13 protein-coding genes are annotated in these 17,591 nt (G+C 61.2%); 1 reads left to right on the top strand and 12 read right to left on the bottom strand.

Annotated elements, in window-relative coordinates:
* Window positions 1-57 precede the first annotated feature (57 nt).
* The 8 genes from ACIPLA_RS13350 to ACIPLA_RS13315 form a co-directional block, all read right to left on the bottom strand.
* A complete protein-coding gene (locus ACIPLA_RS13350) occupies window positions 58-1,065 on the bottom strand; it encodes an Ldh family oxidoreductase (protein ID WP_401173477.1) in 1,008 nt (335 codons plus the stop codon).
* 106 nt (window positions 1,066-1,171) lie between these two features.
* Entirely contained in the window at window positions 1,172-2,815 is a 1,644-nt protein-coding gene (locus ACIPLA_RS13345; RefSeq protein WP_401173475.1) for a fatty acid--CoA ligase, read from the bottom strand.
* Window positions 2,816-2,846: 31 nt separating this feature from the next.
* A complete protein-coding gene (locus ACIPLA_RS13340) occupies window positions 2,847-4,625 on the bottom strand; it encodes an acyl-CoA dehydrogenase C-terminal domain-containing protein (RefSeq protein WP_401173473.1) in 1,779 nt (592 codons plus the stop codon).
* Between the two features lie 7 nt (window positions 4,626-4,632).
* The gene (locus ACIPLA_RS13335; RefSeq protein ID WP_401173471.1) at window positions 4,633-7,149 is read right to left on the bottom strand and encodes an RND family transporter; all 2,517 of its coding nucleotides are present in this window, start codon (window positions 7,147-7,149) and stop codon (window positions 4,633-4,635) included.
* 15 nt (window positions 7,150-7,164) lie between these two features.
* The gene (locus ACIPLA_RS13330) at window positions 7,165-8,253 is read right to left on the bottom strand and encodes a WD40/YVTN/BNR-like repeat-containing protein (RefSeq protein WP_401173469.1); all 1,089 of its coding nucleotides are present in this window, start codon (window positions 8,251-8,253) and stop codon (window positions 7,165-7,167) included.
* A 150-nt stretch (window positions 8,254-8,403) separates the two neighbouring features.
* On the bottom strand, window positions 8,404-9,762 hold the full coding sequence (locus tag ACIPLA_RS13325) for a DUF1329 domain-containing protein (protein WP_123497769.1): 1,359 nt from the start codon (window positions 9,760-9,762) through the stop codon (window positions 8,404-8,406).
* A gap of 41 nt (window positions 9,763-9,803) precedes the next feature.
* Complete coding sequence (locus ACIPLA_RS13320; protein WP_401173467.1) at window positions 9,804-11,816, bottom strand: DUF1302 domain-containing protein; 2,013 nt, start codon at window positions 11,814-11,816, stop codon at window positions 9,804-9,806.
* A gap of 129 nt (window positions 11,817-11,945) precedes the next feature.
* Window positions 11,946-12,512, bottom strand: a complete 567-nt coding sequence (locus tag ACIPLA_RS13315; RefSeq protein ID WP_401173465.1) for an RBBP9/YdeN family alpha/beta hydrolase — start codon at window positions 12,510-12,512, stop codon at window positions 11,946-11,948.
* Between the two features lie 356 nt (window positions 12,513-12,868).
* Between ACIPLA_RS13315 and ACIPLA_RS13310 the strand changes: the two genes are divergently transcribed.
* The gene (locus tag ACIPLA_RS13310; RefSeq protein WP_123497773.1) at window positions 12,869-13,921 is read left to right on the top strand and encodes an AraC family transcriptional regulator; all 1,053 of its coding nucleotides are present in this window, start codon (window positions 12,869-12,871) and stop codon (window positions 13,919-13,921) included.
* A 298-nt stretch (window positions 13,922-14,219) separates the two neighbouring features.
* Here the strand turns inward: ACIPLA_RS13310 and ACIPLA_RS13305 are convergent, their stop codons facing one another.
* The 4 genes from ACIPLA_RS13305 to ACIPLA_RS13290 are packed head-to-tail and all read right to left on the bottom strand — an operon-like array spanning window position 14,220 to window position 17,543.
* Entirely contained in the window at window positions 14,220-15,230 is a 1,011-nt protein-coding gene (locus ACIPLA_RS13305) for a YeiH family protein (RefSeq protein ID WP_008072377.1), read from the bottom strand.
* Complete coding sequence (locus tag ACIPLA_RS13300) at window positions 15,227-15,553, bottom strand: Rieske 2Fe-2S domain-containing protein (RefSeq protein ID WP_008072378.1); 327 nt, start codon at window positions 15,551-15,553, stop codon at window positions 15,227-15,229. The genes ACIPLA_RS13305 and ACIPLA_RS13300 overlap by 4 nt, the downstream gene beginning before the upstream one ends.
* Window positions 15,550-16,215, bottom strand: a complete 666-nt coding sequence (locus ACIPLA_RS13295) for a DsbA family oxidoreductase (protein WP_401173462.1) — start codon at window positions 16,213-16,215, stop codon at window positions 15,550-15,552. Before ACIPLA_RS13295 ends, ACIPLA_RS13300 begins: the two co-directional genes overlap by 4 nt.
* Window positions 16,212-17,543, bottom strand: coding sequence for an MFS transporter (locus tag ACIPLA_RS13290; protein ID WP_123497781.1), 1,332 nt, complete (start codon window positions 17,541-17,543; stop codon window positions 16,212-16,214). Before ACIPLA_RS13290 ends, ACIPLA_RS13295 begins: the two co-directional genes overlap by 4 nt.
* Window positions 17,544-17,591: the final 48 nt, after the last annotated feature.

Raw genomic sequence — 17,591 nt, 5'->3', positions numbered from 1 at the left:
TCGTCTGATACACCGCCTTCGCGGGCAAGCCTCGCTCCTACAGGATTTTCATCGCATTCAAGCCAGCAATGCGTTCAGGTCGTTGTACAGCGTCTCGGGAATCTGTACTCCCTCCACCATACTGCGCGCCCGCGCCGCATAACGCCGTTGCGACGGCAAGCGCGCGCCCTGCCCTTCAATGCCCTGAAACAACACTTCGGCCCGGGCCAAATGTTCCTCGGTGGCCGCACCCAGAAAACGTCGCGGGTCCAGCGCGATGATCAACTCGCCATGGTAGGGCGATGACTTGCTGCCCGCGTCATAGGCCAGCGATTCGGCACTGGTCAGATCACCGATCAAAGGCCCGGCGATCAACTCCACCATGGCCGCCAGCGCCGAGCCCTTGTGCCCACCGAACGTCAGCATCGCGCCGCTGTCGAGCACGACGTTGGCATCGGTGCTCGACCGGCCCTCAGCGTCCACGCCCCACCCCTCGGGAATCGCCTTGCCGGCACGCCGATGCAACTCGATATCACCACGGGCAATCGCACTGGTGGCGAAGTCGAACACAAACGGATCCTGCCCCGCACGGGGCCAGCCAAAGGCAATGGGATTGGTGCCAAACACCGGCACACGTCCCCCGGCCGGTGCCACCCAGGCATGGCTCGGATTACAGGCCAACGCCACCAACCCGGCAGCGGTCAACTGCTCGATCTCCACCCACAGCGCCGAGAAATGCACACAGCGATTGATCGCCAACGCCGCAATCCCGTTGGCCCGGGTTTTCTCCGCCAGCAACCCAAGCCCCGCCTGAAACGCCAACTGCGAAAAACCACCCCCGGCATCCACACGCACAATCGACGGCGCCTGGTCGATCACCTGCGGCTCGGCATCGGCCGACACCTTGTCGGCCCGCAGGGAATTCACGCAGCCCAGAATCCGGTACAAACCGTGGGAGGCACAGCCATCGCGCTCGCCGGCGATCACCGTCGCCGCCACCGCTTGCGCGTGGGCCAGATTAAAACCGTTGTGCAACAGGATCGATTCGGCCAACTCGCGGGCTTCGATCAGGGTCAGTCGGATCATGCTCATCTCCTTGGACAGACCGGTCAGGGTGGTCTATCCACAGAGATGTGGCTTGATGGGATTGGGCGCGAGGGATGACGAAATTGGCACAGGGGCACCGCGTCTTTCACCCCAATTCACTTTGCCGGATCAGCTTCTTATCAATCTTCCCGACACTGGTTTTAGGAATCTCGGCGACGAACTTGAACTGCTTGGGGATCGCCCATTTGTTGATGCGCCCACGCTCGACAAACCCTTGCAGATGCACCTCCAGGATCTTGCGGTCGAGATATTGCCCTGGCTCGCACACCACCAGCGCCATCGGCCGTTCGCCCCATTGCTCATCGGCAATGCCCACGACCGCGACCGACATCACCGCCGCGTGTTCGCTGATCAGGCTTTCCAGTTCCAGGGAGCTGATCCACTCCCCGCCCGTCTTGATGACATCCTTGATTCGATCTTTGATTTCCACCCCTCCCAAGGCGTCGATGGAGGCCAGATCGCCGGTGTGCATCCAGCCGTTGTGCCATAGCTCGGCGCCCTTTTCGGGCTCCTTCAAATAGCCTTGGGTCAGCCAGGGGGCGCGCACCACGATCTCGCCCAGAGACTCGCCATCGTGGGCAACGTCATTGCCATTGGCGTCGATGATTTTCAGGTCGACCATCGGCACCGGCGTGCCAGTCTTGATGCGGGTGGCCAGTTGGGCTTGCGTGGATTGTTCGAGGTCTTCATCACGCAGGTAGGTCAGGCACAGCAATGGGCAGGTTTCCGACATGCCGTAACCGCTGTGTACCTGAATACCTTTGGCACTCGCTTCGCTGGCAATTCCCAGCGTCAGTGCGCTGCCACCCAGAAGCATTTTCCAGCCATCGAAACGGGTCTGGTCTGCTTCTTCACAGCTCAGGATCATTTGCAGAATGGTCGGCACGCAGTGGGAAAAAGTGACCTTCTCCTCTCGATACAGCCTGACCAGGCTGTTGGGTTCGTAGCGGCCGGGGTACACCTGCTTGAGCCCCATCAGGGTGGCGACATAAGGCACACCCCAGGCATGCACGTGAAACATCGGGGTAATCGGCATGTACACATCATCGGAACGCAGCAACGGCAGGCCTTGATAGACGCCCAACGTGCCCACGGCATTCAAGGTGTGCAAGACCAATTGGCGGTGGGTGAAATACACGCCTTTAGGGTCGCCAGTGGTGCCCGTGGTGTAGAAAAGGGTCGCCACCGAGTTTTCATCGAAGTCGGGAAAGTCGTACTGGTCTGCGGCCCTGGACAACAGGTTTTCATACTCCCCCAGCACCGGTAACGACGTGTCGGTTGCCGTGTCGTCCGTGAGCTGCAGGTAACCTTTGACGGTTTCAAGCCGGCCCTGAATCTGTTCAACCAGCGGCAGGAAATCATCATGCACCAGCACCAGGTCGTCCTCGGCATGGTTCATGGTGAAGAGCATCTGATCCGGCGAAAGACGAATGTTCACGGTATGCAGTACCGCACCGATCATCGGTACGGCAAAAAAGCATTCCAGGTAGCGATGGCTGTCCCAGTCGAGCAAGGCCACGGTATCACCGGCCTTGACGCCGGCAGCGGTCAAGGCGTTGGCCAGCCTGCGGATCCGCTGGTTGAGGGTCTGGTAGCTGTAGCGCAGTTTGTCGGCGTAGACGATTTCCCGTCCCGGTTCGTAGCGCACGCCGGACAGCAACAATTGCTTGATCAGCAAGGGATAGGCATAGGCGCCGTCGGCGGGCGGAATTATTTTTGTCGCCATCATGGTTGTGGTTCCCGGTCCTTTTTACGTGGGCTCAGAACTGCTCTGCATCCAATTGATAAAGGCATTCGCTGCCAGCCTTGGCCGACGCGCTCAACGAGTGGATGCGTGGCAGCAGACGAGCGAAGTAGAAGCGCGCGGTGGCCAGTTTGCTGGCGTAGAAATCATCTTTGGAATGCGTGCTCATGGCAGCCTTGGCCATTCGCGTCCACATGTAGGCGTACGCGGTGTAGCCGAACACGTGCAGGTACTCGACCGACGCCGCGCCGATTTCATTCGGGTTGCCCTGGGCTCGGTCCAGCAGCCATGCGGTCAGTTCGTCGAGGGTGTCGACGGCGGCGTTCAACGGTTTGGTGAACTCACCGAGGTCAGCGCAGGCTTTGGCGGTAAAGTTGCGGATTTCCGAAGCGAACAGCCGGTACAGCGCCCCGCCGCTTCCGACTATTTTGCGCCCGGCCAAATCCAGTGACTGGATGCCGTTGGTGCCTTCGTAGATCTGCGTGATGCGCACATCGCGAACCAGTTGCTCCTGGCCCCACTCGCGAATGTAGCCGTGGCCGCCGAAGATCTGCTGGCCATGCACGGTGGTTTCCAGGCCCATGTCGGTGAGGAACGCCTTGGCCACCGGGGTCAGCAGCGACACCAGCTCTTGGGCGCGGGTGCGGGTTGCCACGTCATCGCTGTACTTGGCGGTGTCCAGTTGCAGGGCCACGTAGCTGGAGAACGCGCGCCCGCCTTCGTTCAAGGCTTTCATGGTCAACAGCATGCGTCGTACATCCGGGTGCACGATGATCGGGTCGGCGGCCTTGTCCTTGTTCTGCGCGCCTGTCGGCGAACGGCTTTGCAGGCGGTCACGGGCGTATTCGACGGCGTTCTGGTACGAACGCTCACCCAACGCCAGACCCTGGATCCCCACGCCCAAACGTTCGTAGTTCATCATGGTGAACATGGCCGCCAGGCCTTTGTTCGGCGCATCGACGATCCAGCCGGTCGCCTCGTCAAAGTTCATCACACAGGTGGCGGAGGCCTTGATGCCCATCTTGTGCTCGATGGAACCGCAGGACAGCGAGTTGCGCTCACCCAGCGAGCCATCGTCATTGACCAGCACCTTGGGCACCAGAAACAGCGAAATTCCCTTGGGACCGGCCGGTGCATCCGGCAACCGCGCCAGCACCAGATGAATGATGTTTTCGGTCAGGTCGTGCTCGCCGCCGGTGATGAAAATCTTGCTGCCGCTGATCTTGAAACTGCCGTCGGCCTGAGGTTCGGCGCGGGTGCGAATCAGGCCCAGGTCCGTGCCGGCATGCGCCTCGGTCAGGCACATTGAACCGGTCCAGGTGCCTGCGTACATGTTCGGCAGATAGCGTTCCTTGAGCTCCTGACTGGCGTGGGCATTGATCGACAGGCACGCACCGGCGGTCAGCATCGGGTACAGGCCGAACGACAGACTCGCCGAGTTGACCATCTCCTCGACCTGAGCCGAAATCGCCTTGGGCATGCCCATGCCACCGAATTGCGGATCGCCACCAACACCCACCCAACCGCCTTCGGCAAAGGCCTGATAGGCCGCGACAAAACCGTCCGGCGCCTGGACCGCGCCGTTGCTCCAGGTGCAGCCCTGCTCGTCGCTGCTGCGGTTCAGCGGTGCGATAACTTCGCCACTGATTTTGCCGGCCTCTTCAAGGATCGCGGCGGCCGTTTCTTCATCGATCACCTCGGCCAGGCCAGGCAATTGGGCCCATAGCCGGGACACCTGGAAGACTTCGTTGAGTACGAAGCGCATATCGCGCAAAGGAGCTTTGTAATCAGACATGGTTGGCTTACTCGGAAGTGGTCAGGGCATGGGGCATACCCTGGCGTTGAGAGGTGTCGGTTTCAGTGGCTTGCGCCACTTTGGCTTGCGGAACGGGGTGACGCAGCAGGAAGTACGACAGGGCAGGAATCAGCACCAGCGCGCCGAGCATGTTCCACAGGAACATGAAGGTCAGCAGGATGCCCATGTCGGCCTGGAACTTGATCGGCGACCAGACCCAGCACACCACGCCGGCCGCCAAGGTGATGCCCACCAGGCCTACCACCCGACCGGTAAACGACACGGCGTTGCGGTAAGCCTGACTCAGCGGCAGGCCCTGACGCTGGTAATGCAACTGCACGCTGAGCAGGTACAACGCGTAGTCCACGCCGATGCCCACGCCCAATGCGATCACCGGCAGGGTCGCGACTTTCACGCCAATGCCCATGGCCACCATCAACGCCTCGCAAAGGATCGAGGTCAGGACCAGTGGCAACAGGGCGACCAGGGTCGCGCGCCAGCTGCGGAAGGTGATCAGGCAGAACAGCGTCACCGCCGCATAGACGTAAAGCAGCATGGTGCGATTGGCCTCGCGCACCACAATGTTGGTCGCCGCTTCAATCCCGGCCGACCCGGCCGCCAGCAGGAACTGGCGATCTGCGCTGTTGTTCTCCCGGGCGAACTTTTCGGCGATGCCCACCACGGCATCCAGGGTCTCGGCTTTGTGGTCCTTGAGGAAAGTGATCACCGGCATCAGCGAACAGTCGGTGTTGAACAACTCCGGGGAGTTGACCGAGGCTTGCTGCGCGGCGTAGTTCAGCACGTCCTGATTGCGCTGGATGCTGTTGAGCTTGGGGTTGCCTTCATAAGTGCCGGCGGTGATTTGGCGCACCGCGTTGACCAACGACGCCGTGGCCTGTACGCCCGCAGACTGCTGCAGCTCCCAGGCCAGACGGTCGGCGAGGACCAGCGTCTTATAGTTCAAGCAGCCTTCCGGCGCGGTCTTGATCATCACCGCGAACAGGTCGCTGGACAGCGCGTAATGGCTGGTGATGTAGGCGTTGTCACGGTTGTAGCGAGAGTCGGCACGCAACTCCGGTGCGCCACTTTCCAGGTCGCCGATCTTCAACTGCAAGCTGACCATGAAGCCGCCGATGCCCATCAGCACCGCGACCAATACCGCACCCGTGGCCCACTTACGCGTGGTGAAACGGTCGAGCAAGTCCCACAGTTTGCCGAAGCCTTTGTGCCCGTCTGCACGGGTGTCGATTTTCAGCGCACGCTCGGCCGCCTTGGTGCCAACGCCGACATAAGACAGCGCCACCGGCATCAGCAACAGCGAGGTGAAAATCAGCACCGCCACACCGATGCTGGCGGTGATCGCCAGGTCCCGGATCACCGGAATATCGATCAGCATCAGCACCGCGAACCCGACAGCATCGGCCAGCAACGCGGTGACGCCGGCAATGAACAAACGGCGGAAGGTGTAGCGTGCGGCGATGAGTCTGTGGGTGCCACGGGCGATGTCTTGCATGATGCCGTTCATTTTCTGCGCCGCGTGAGACACACCAATGGCGAAGATCAGGAACGGCACCAGCACCGAGTAGGGGTCGATGGCATAGCCCAGCCAGGCGACGATGCCCAGTTGCCAGACCACCGCGATCAGCGAGCAGCCGACCACCAGCAAGGTGCTGCGCACGCATCGGGTGTAGGCGTAAATGATGATCAGCGAAGTGACGACGGCCAGGCCGAAGAACATCATCACCTGGATCAGGCCATCGATCAGGTCGCCCATCAGTTTGGCGAAACCGATCACCCGGACTTTGTACTGGCCCTTGCCCTCCTCCCCGGCCTTGCGCGCAGCGCTGTCACCGGCGAATTCGATCTTGTCGCGCAACTGCTCTTCAAGCATCTGCGAAAAGGCGTGATAGTCGATGCGCTGACCGCTGGCCGTGGCCTTGTCCAGCAGCGGCACGATGAGCATGCTCGATTTGTAGTCGCTGGCCACCAGACTGCCGACGATACCGGCGCGGGAAATGTTCTGGCGCAGCTGTTCTATTTCTTCCGGCTTGCCCTGGTAGGTATCGGGCATCACCGGGCCACCCTGGAAACCTTCCTCGGTGACTTCGGTCCAGCGCACCGCCGGGCTCCACAACGACTTCATCCAGGCACGGTCGACGCCTTCGGTGACGAACAACTGATCGTTGACCTGTTTGAGCACGTCAAGATAAGCGGGATCGAAAATATCGCCCTGGGTGTTCTCCACCACCACCCGTACCGAGTTGCCCAGACCGCGCAGCGACTGGCGGTTTTCCAGGAAATTCTGAATGTATGGCTGGCTCTGCGGAATCATCTTTTCGAAGCTGGGGCGCAGCTCCAGGCGCGTTGCGGCCATGTAGCCCAACACCACGGTGGCCAGCGCCATCAGCAGCATGAACAACGGACGGTAGTTGAACACCAACCGCTCCAGCAGGTTGCCGGAATGGCGGTCGAAATCCCGCAGATCGCGGATCACCGGCATGGTTTCTTGTTTGATATTGCCCATGTCTGGGTTCTCGCTCTAAGGGTTCGAGGGCTTATCAACGGACAGCGTCCGTGCACCACGGCTGCCAACCACCACCAGCGCACCGTCGGCGGACTGAGTGGCGCCGGTCACCGGTGTCGGTGCCTGTTGCTGAACCAGATGCAATTGCGCGTCTGTGCCCTGGCTGACCAGCATCTGCCCGCCCTGGGTGAACAAGCGGTAGTTGCCACGGCCATCGACCAGGCCCGCGGTGATGCTGACGCGCAGGCCAGTGTCCAGCGGAGTCCAGCTGAGACCGCCATCGGTGCTGCGCAGCACATTGCCGCGCAAGCCATAGACGAGCACTTCCCCGGGCTTGCCGAGCACACCGAAAAAACTGCCTTGATAGGGTGTCTGCACGGCGGCGAAGCGCTGTTGGGTGTCATCCCACTTGAGCAGCAGCCCCTGCTCTCCAGCGATGTACAGCGCATCGCCAGTGGAGGCGATGGCGTTGAGGTGAAAGCCCTGCGGGTTGTCGGTGCGGTCCTGGAACGGTGTCCAGCTCTGGCCGCCGTCCTCGGTGCGCAAGATCAGGTTGAACACCCCGACCACATAACCGAGGCGCTCGTTGGCGAACCAGACATCGAGCAACGGTTTGTCGGCGCCCTGCGCCATCAGGCGCTCACCTTCGGCGACAAGCAGTGGCCATTGTTCGTTGCCCGGTTCTGCACTGGCCAACGCGCCGTAATGCTTGACCAGCAAGGCCCCGATCTCGCGGCCGTCCAGTTGCTTGCGCCAGGTCGCACCCGCGTCACGGCTGTGCAACACCACGCCGTCGCCGCCCACCGCCCAGCCTTGGGTGGCGGAAGGAAAACTCACGGCATTGAGGTCGGCACTGACCGGCACCGCTGCCTGATGCCAGTGTTTACCGGCATCATCGGAATACAGAATGTGGCCACGCTGCCCGACGGCAACCAGACGCTCGCCGGCACGGGCCATGCCAGATAGCGGGCTGTTGACGGCCAAGGCGCTAACCCTGGCCGGCAGATCCAGCACGTCGACATAAGCGGACGCCTGGCTCAGGCCCTGCAACGTTGCAAGCAAGGCGCCGAGCGCCAACTGCAGATAATTTTTGTACGAACACATACCGCGTCCTCTTCGGAAAACCGCGTCGGGACACACGTCCGTGTGCCTGACGTTCCAACCTGGCGCCCGAAACGATCGGCATGCACCGACCGTCGTGCGGTCCCCTGCCTGTCAGGCAGTGGACTGCACGGACGCTTTGTCACGGTTTGCTTAGCGAATCCCGTTACCGGCCAGGGACTCAGGCGACCACTGCGCCTTGGAAAGCGGATCGATGTACTTGATGCCGCCGTAAGGGCCGACCACACCGTTGATGTTGTAGGAGCCACCCACCAGGTCATAGATCATGAAAGGCGTGGAGTCCGGGATCTGCTTGTCGTAGCTCTGGCTGAGGAACGCGAAGGAGCCACGGTACAGCTGACCACGGGCGTCATATTGGTCAGAGGCCAGAGCGGTCCAGCTGTCTTCATCGAGGTAGAAGCGACGCTTCTGATAGATGTGCCGGGCGCCAGACTTGAGGTTGCCCTCCACCACCCAGACCCGGTGTTTTTCCCAGCGCACGTAATCCGGTGCCAGGTGATTGGCGGTGGTCAACGATTTGGGGTCTTGGGCATAGGTCAGCTTGTAGGTGTTGTAGGGCACGATCATTTCCTGCTTGCCCACCAGCTTCCAGTCGTAGCGGTCCAGTGCACCGTTGAACACGAAAACATCGTCGTAGGTGCCGGCACCGGCGGTGCCAGGGTTAGGCGTATCGTAAGCCAGGTTCGGTGCCAGCTTGACCCGACGCTGGCCCGGCAAGTATTGCCAGGCGCGGCGCGGTTGCTGCAGCGGGTTGGCGGCGTCCTTGAGCATCACCGCTTCACCGGCCCGGCGCGCAGGGCCGGTGTAAGACAGCTTCATCTGGTAGTACACGTCGGCGCTGCTGATCGGCTGCGCGAGGTTTTCGTAGATCGGATAGGAAATGAACGCCAGTCCGGTGGTCGCCAGGCTCGGCACGCCAGCGGAGTCGACGTTCCAGGAGTCGTACTTGGAGTTGATGTTGACGCCCTGGTAACGCAACAGGAAGTTCCACATCGCCTCGTTGCCCGACTGCGGAATCGGGAACGGCACGCCCGGCAGCACGTTATCGATGGCCAGACCGCCTTCGAGGGACTTGGCGCCGCTGGCATTCTTCACGCCGTTATCGAGGATGGCTTTTGGCAGCGAAACGGTGCGGTGGGTCGGGTAGACATTGACGTGGAAGCTTGGGAAACGCTTGGCCAATTCCACCGTGGTTGCACTGAGCAAGCCCTTGTACTGATCGACGTTCTTGCCGTCGATTACCAGCAACGGTTTTTCGTTGACGAAGGGATCCGGACGCATGCTGTCACCGGATTTGAAACTGGCCGGCGGCGTGGTCAAGCCACCGTCATAGGCGGGAATGGAGCCATCAGCGTTCCCGGCCTTTTCGGCCCCGACCAGGGTCAGGCTGCTGCCCAACCTGGCAGCGTCCTGAGTGGAAACAGCGGCCTGTGCCTGGGCGGCAAGGACCATGGCCAGCGAAGCGGCCAACACGGTTTTTGCGAATTTCATCTTGTTATTCTCCTGCTTGCATTGAGCAAATCAGTGGTGCATCAAAAAGTGGTTTTCATCGTCAGGTAAACGGCGCCACGGTCCTCAGTCGTGGCACCACCACCGGAGAAGGCCGAGTAGCCGCCGCCGTAACACGCGTAGTTTTCATTGCCGCTAAAGGCATTGGGGGTGGAGCCGTCGCCGCTGCCGGCATTGGCCGCGCCGGTGCTCAGACCGCTGGCGTCGCACTTGTCGGTCTTGCCGAAGGAGTCCACGTACTTCAGGTCGATGAAGTATTTGTTGTACACAACAGCACCCACGCCCACGGCATAGTTGCCGGTGTCTTTGGCACCGCCACCGGACACCGGTGACACGCCGTCGAGACCGACGTTGATGGACATCGGTGCGTTGAGGTCGACACCGGGAAACACCTGATACCAGGTCGGTGTGAAGTTGACCGCGATGCCCCAGTTGTCCCGGGTCGGCTGGTCGATGCCGCGATAGGTGTCCTTGCCCTTGTAGAGCGCTTCGTTCTTGCTATCGAGCTTGAGCAAGTTGCTGTAGTACAACTCGGCGAGCAGGCTGGCCGAATCGAACACCGGGGTTTTCGGGAAGGTCATCAGGCCGTTGAGCGTCCAGTGCAAGGTGTCGCCGGTGGCGGCCATGCTGTCGCCCTTCTGCGGGGTGTCATAAACCACACCGGTGGCCGCCGTACGCGCCGGCAACAGGCCAAGACCAGCGCCCAGGCCTAGCGGACTGTTAGTGCTGACAACCGCCGGAATACTGGCCAACGGCATGTTGTGACGAATGTTCAGGTCCGAACCGACGCTCACCCCGCCAACGTCCTTGGACAGGCTCAGGCCAACGATCTTGATGTTGTCGGCATAGGCCATTTGATAGGTGGCGGTGCTCAGCGAGTTGAGCGTGTTGATCACCGCAGGCACTTGCCCTGCCGGCCGGGTGCCGTTGGGGTTGGCCGAACTCAGGCCTCTGGCATCCAGCCAGGCTTGCGGCAGGATTTCCGAGGTTTCGCGGTAGTAAACACCGAGGGTGCCATCCAGCCAGGCCGGCGACCACTTGGCCATCACGCCCCAGTCTCCGCGCTTGTCCGGCGTCAGGTCGTGACCGCGACGCACATTGGTCAGCCCGTTGCAGGGCGCCAGACCACAACCCAGCGGACTGCCCGGCACCACGCCATTGGTGTTGCCCAGCAGGAATGACTGCGCACCGAAGCCGACCAGATCGGAACCGCCATAGTAAGTACCGGCTTCAGGCAGGCGCGCAGCATCCCAATCGAGGAAATACTGGGCACCCACGGTCAACTCGGGATTGACGGTGAACGACATCGACAACTGGTTACGCGGAACGAACAGTTCCTTGGCTTCGGTACCGGGCGAGGCAGCCAGTTTGGCCAGGTCCAGGCCCGATTGGCCGTAACTGTTCGAATGCACCGGGTTGAGAATGGTTTCACCCCAGAACACGTTGTGCTGACCGGCCTTGACGCTCAACAGCGACTCCTCGCCCACTTCGGTGCTGTAGAACACGAAGGCATCGAGGATTTCGCCGGATGGACCGGTGTAGTAACGCTGGGCGTAGTTGCTCAGGTGCGGGCTGCCATTGCCGACATTGTCGCCGGTGACCCCGGCCAGGCGCGGATCGTTGGCAACCAGACCCGACCGTGCGTCATTGCCGTTGACGAACGGGTTGGAATTGGAACCGGTGTTCTCGTAGGCCTTGTCGTACCAACTGGCGGCGCTGACGCGAAAGCCCATGTGGTTCTGGTAGACCACATCCATTTCGGTCAACAGGTCAACACGGTTGGTGATGTTGGTCCCGGCCTTGCGGAAGTTGTAGTCGCCATCGTTGTTGTTCGGTGTCGCCAACATGCGCTTGTCGGCGCTTTCGGTGCGTACGCCGTAGTTGTACTTCACGGTGTTATCAAAACGCACGGTCCAGTCCGGGTTACCTGTGTCGAGTTCGACCGCCTGCGCGACCGGCACGGCGGCGGCCAGAATGGCCGAGGCCAACAAGGTGTAACGCGAGGGTGCGAACCCGTGACTCTTATTGTTGTGCATTGCGTTGTCTCTCCGCCTTTTTGTATTTGTTTTAAGCGCAGCCGCCCTCGCGCAACCCTTGTTTCAGGGGTTTGCGTTTTTCAGGAGTGAGGGCAAATACCGGATGGCTGGAACCAGCCGGCGCCTGAACTAGCGATCCAGCTCCAGGATGAGTGCTTCGGCTTGCGGCCAGTGGCCAAACCCTGCTGCCGGATTGAGATGACCCACCTCGCCCAGGTTGAGCAGTTCACTGCCCCAGCCTTCTGCCAGGCGAGTGGCGGCATCCAGGCTGGCAAGGTGGTCGTTGGTACTGACGGCCACCAGACTGCGGAACGGCAGTGGCTTTTTGGGTAGAGGATTCCAACCCTGGGTACGCAGGGTTTCGGCAGATGGGTAGCCTTGGGGCCATTGGGCATCGAGGTCCGGAGGCGTGGCCAGCAGCGCGCCCTTGATCGGCCGACTGTGCTGCGCCGCCCAGTGCGCGACCATCAGCACACCGGCGCTGTGAGCGACCAGGATCACCGGCCCGTCGATCTGCTCCAGCGCGTGCTGGATCGCTTCGACCCGCTTGGCGCAATCGAGCTTGTCGGTTTCCACGGGCGGCACACTGCGTACCTTGCAGAGCCTTGCCTCAAGCAGCGTTTGCCAATGCTCGGCAACGTGCTCACGCAGACCCGGTACGATCAGAACGGTGGCGGCAGTTTGCAGTTTGTCCACTTCAACACCTTCGCTTTCTCGATGACTCGACTGGCTCTATACGCCAGGGGCTTTTTGTAGGACTGACATTAAAGAGCCCCCACCCGAGGTGCTTTTCATTGGACGTCAGGCACTTTTCTTTTCATGACAGATTTGCAGATGCTGGTGTGCCCCGACCATTGGTCGAAAAACCCCGCAGCTTCTCTGCGGGTCACTGTAATCAATGGGTGAGCGTCGATTGCTCGACAACAACGCAGGGGCTTCTGGACAGAATCGGGCGAGCGCCCCCGACAACGTCACAACTGTTCAATTGCTGATGTGCTGGATATAGTCGCCACGCTCATCCGAATCGCAACTGGCCCAGGAAAGACCTTCGCATGCCCAAGCTTGTTCGCGCCGCTGTCTTGACCAACTACCTGGAGGTCACCCAATACCTGGGGTTCAACCCACGTGATGTGCTGGCCGGCGTCGGCCTGAGCAAAGCGCTGCTGCAAGCGCCCGAACACCGCATCCCCATTGATGCCGCCGTACGCCTGCTGGAAGATTCGGCCGCCGCCAGTGGCTGCCAAAGCTTCGGCCTGAGCATGGCCGAGTCGCGTCAGCTTTCGGACTTCGGTGTGGTCAGCCTGCTGCTCAGCCACCAGCGAACGCTGCGAGATGCCTTGCAGGTCGTGGTGCATTACCGTCATCTGATGAACGATTCATTGGCCATTTTCATTGAAGAGGCCGGCAAGATGGTGATCATTCGCGAAGAGGTGGTCACCGAATCGCCGATGCCCAGCCGGCAAGCCACCGAACTGGCCATCGGCGTGATGTTCCGCCTGTGCGCCGCGCTGCTCGGCACCCACTGGCACCCTTACAGCGTCAACTTCACGCACCAGCCTCCCGACAACCTGCAACTGCATCGGCGCCTGTTCGGTTGCAAGCTGGAGTTCGGCAGCGAGTTCAACGGCATCGTCTGCTCCGACGCCAGCCTCGACGTGACCAACCCCAATGCCGACCCGGCCATGGCACGCTACGCGCAGAGCTACCTCGACTCGCTGCTCAGCCACGAAGGTCCTTCGATGCTGTTCGAGGTGCGCAAAGCCATCTACCTGCTGCTGCCGATGGGACGCGCCACCATCGAGCAGATCGCCCAGACCCAGGGCATGAACGTACGCACCCTGCAACGTCGCCTGAAAGACGACGGCTGCGCCTTCAACGACCTGATCAACGACGTGCGCCGCGACCTGGTGTTGCGCTACCTGGAAAACCCGAATTATTCGTTGGGCCGAATCGCCGACATGCTTGGCTACTCCATGGCGAGCTCCTTCACACGCTGGTTCATCACCCAGTTCGGCATGCCGCCCGCCGCATGGCGCAGCGCGCAAAAGCACCCCGTCAAAGCACCGTCGGACCTGAGCACTCTGCCCGGCTCCAGCGAACCCTGAAGCGAATGCAAAACAGGCAAAAAAAACGGCGACTGCTGGCACAGTCGCCGTAAAAGAACCGGTGTTATGACACCGGCCGAGGAGTCCCACTGCAATGTGGAGCGAGGTCCGGCCCTGTAGGAGCTGTCGAGCCTGCGAGGCTGCGATCGACTGCGAAGCAGTCGTGAATCCGGCTGACGCGGTTTGCCTGATGCACCGCAGGTTCTGGTTTTACGACTGCTTCGCAGCCGATCGCAGCCTCGCAGGCTCGATAGCTCCTACGGGATAGCATTACGGCTGACAGTATTTTTTAACGGGCTTAAAGACCCCAGCGCAGCAACAGCAGCACCAGCACGACAAGGAACACCGTCTCCCCCACCATCAGCAGGATCGGCTTAATGCCCACCGCCGCCAGCTCCTTGAGCTGGGTTTTCATGCCCAGGGCGCTGATGGAAACCACCAGGCACCAGCGCGACAAGTCATTGACCGATCCCTGCACCACCGGGGCTATCCAGCCGGTGCTGTTGATACAGGCCAGAATCAGAAATCCGACGGCGAACCATGGCAGCAGCGGCGGCCGTTTGCCGGCCGGGTCGGCGCCTTGCATGCGGGTAATCATGGCGGCGCAGACGATCACGGGCAGCAGCATGGCAACCCGCATCAGCTTGATTACCGTGGCCGTATCGCCGGTCTCGGTCGACATGCTGTAACCGGCGCCGACCACCTGCGCGACATCGTGGATGGTCGCCCCCAAGAACACGCCCGCCACTTGCGGCGACAACGACAGCCAGTTGGCAATCATCGGGTACACGATCATCGCCAGGGTCGACAGCGCCGACACCCCGATCACCGTGAATAACGTTGCGCGTTCTTTCTGCGGATGGTTCGGCAATGCCGCCGCCAGCGCCAACGCCGCCGACGCACCACAAATCGCAGTGGCCCCGCCAGTAAGCATGCCGAACAAGCGTTGAAACCCCAGCGCTTTGGCCGCAATCACCGAGACGCCGATCGTCACCACCACCACAATCACCACCAGCGCCACAGGCTTCCAGCCCAGCGCGGCAATCTGTTCGAGGGTGATGCGCATGCCCAGCAGCGCCACGCCAATGCGCAACACCGTACGTGCCGTGAATTCGATGCCAGCCTTGCAGGCGCCATCACCGGCCAGAAAGTTCAGCGCCATGCCCAGCAACAAGGCGAACAGCATCACCGGCGCGCCGTAATGCTCGGACAAAAAGGACGCGGCCGCCGCCACGATCAGACTGACGACAAAACCTGGCGCCAATTCGCGCGTTCGGCTGTGGATACGGGTGAGAGCGATAGTGCTCATGGCACGGACTCCTCGGGAACGATGACGATGAATACCTGGCCGTCAATGATCTCGACGGGGTAGTTGGCGACTTTGAGCTGGGTTGAATTGAGCAAGTAACCGCTGCGCAGATCAAAGCGCAGGCCATGGGCGCAGCACTGAATCACCCGCCCCTCAAGACGCCCGCCACACAGCGAGGCGCCCTGATGCGGGCAACTGTCGTCAATGGCGAACAGGTCACCTTCGACGTTGAATAACGCCAGGCTTTTGCCATCGAATTCGAACAGCGCACGACCACCCGCCTGCGGGAGTTTTCCGGCAGGCACGGGAATACGAAGACTCATGCCGGTTGCCGCTTGCGAGCACTTTCGAGCAAGGCTTCGCACATCGCGTCCAGCAGCGCTTCGGCAGGCTGTGCGCCCACCACCGTCAGGCGCTGGTCGAACTGAAAACTGGGTACACCGCTGGCCGCTCCCGCCTCGTTGCCGACGTAAGGATCGCCGTCACCTTGCAGAAAGGAGGCCATCGCCGCAGCGTTGAAGCCACACGAGCGGGCGATGACCAGCAAGGTGTCCGGGCAGCCAAGATTTTCGCCAAACTGGAAATAAGCCGCGAACAAACGCTCCAGCAACACATCGCATTGGGCGCTATTGCCCAGCGCCCTCGCCCGCTCCAGCAAGCGATGGGCGTCGGCGGTATTGGGCATGTTGGGAATACGGCTCAAATCGATGGGCACGCCCACCGCCATCGCCGCCTGCTGCACCTGGGCCTGGCGCATCGCTACCGCTTCAGGACTGCCCAGACGCTTGAGGTAAAAATCGGCGAAGGGTTCACCCTGTGCCGGCAGCTGCGGCAGCAATTGCACCCCGTGCCACACCGTGGTGATTTCCACGTCGGGTTGCTGCACGCGCAGCAGGTCTTGCGCGCGCTCCAGTTGACGCTTGCCAATCAGGCACCACGGGCAGATGAAATCGAAAAACACATCAATACGTAAACGACCACTCACAACTTCACCTCTAACGCCGCTTTGCCAATCGAATCGAGGACTTGCTCGCCCTTAAGCCGGGCAATGTCCTTGTGGTAATGACACTTGGCATAAAAGAACACGGCCGCCGCCGCGATGCTGACCAGAGGCACCAGCTGAAAAGCAGCCTGCAAGCCGATGAGGTCGGACACCCTGCCGGTGATGAACGGCCCGGGCGCCAGCCCCAGCATATTGTTGGCCAAGGTCAACGTGGCGAAGGCCGTGCCATGGACCGAGTAATGGGTCAGGTTGGCAACCATGGCTCCGCAAGGGCCGGTCGTGCCGGCGGCAATCAACATGCCCAGGCAGATCAGCACCAATTGTCCAGCCCCCGCCGGCAGAGCGAACGCCGCTGACAGCAGCAGGCAACTGCCCAGGCAATAAGCGATGGCCAAAGCGACTTTGCGCTCCGGCGAATGGCGGCACAGACGGTCACTGAGCATGCCGCACAGGATCATCCCAGCACCGCTGCACAGCACGATGATCGCCGCGAGGCCACCAGCCTTGTCGGTGGCCATGTCGTAATAACGATTGAGGTAACTGGGCATCCACACAATGACGGTGCCGCCGACGAACAGTTGCAAGCCACTGCCGATGTAGGCCGCGATCACCGAGCGGCTGGAAAACAGCGTACGCAACGGACGCTTGACCGCGGCAGCTGCCTTGTTCGCCGCCTGAGCGGTACGTTGCGGCGCAATGCGTGCTTCCTTGACGATGACCGGGTAAAGCACCGCCAGCAGCAGGCCAAACAGCGCCATGCCGGCAAACGACCAGCGCCAGCCAAGCTTGGCGGCGATTGCACCGCCCAGCGCCATCCCTAACACCGAACCGAACATGCCGCCCGCCATGAACGCACTGGCCAGGGTTGCACGCATGTGTTTTGGAAACACCGAGATCACCACGGCGATGCCGACGCTGCCGTACGCCGCTTCGCCGACGCCGACCATGAACCGTGCAATGAACATCTGCTGATAGTCCTGCGCCAATGCGCAGCCCAGCGTCGCCAGGCTCCACAGCAAAGCCATCAGCGCCAGGCTCTTGACCCGGCCGAAGCGATCCGCCAGCAATGACAGGGGAATGGTCAGCAACCCCACCATCAGCGCGACAATGCCACTGAGCAGGCCGAGCTGGCCGTCGCTCAGGGCCCATTCGCCCTTGAGCATCGGGAACACCGCGTTCAACACCTGACGCGACATGTAATCGGAAATCAACAAACCGAACGTCAGCGCAAAGACGATCCAGGCGTACTTGCGCGCAACGCCGACGCCACTGCAGTCATCATCGTCTGCGGCGATTGGGTGAAAGGCCATGCAGCCTCCTCAAAGCTTCGTTTTATTGTTGTTATCAAGCGTGTTGCA

Source organism: Pseudomonas sp. NPDC086112, from assembly GCF_044746425.1.
Taxonomy (GTDB): Bacteria; Pseudomonadota; Gammaproteobacteria; order Pseudomonadales; family Pseudomonadaceae; genus Aquipseudomonas.
Note: the sequence above shows the minus strand (reverse complement) of the source record. Positions and strands in the feature narration are given on the sequence as shown.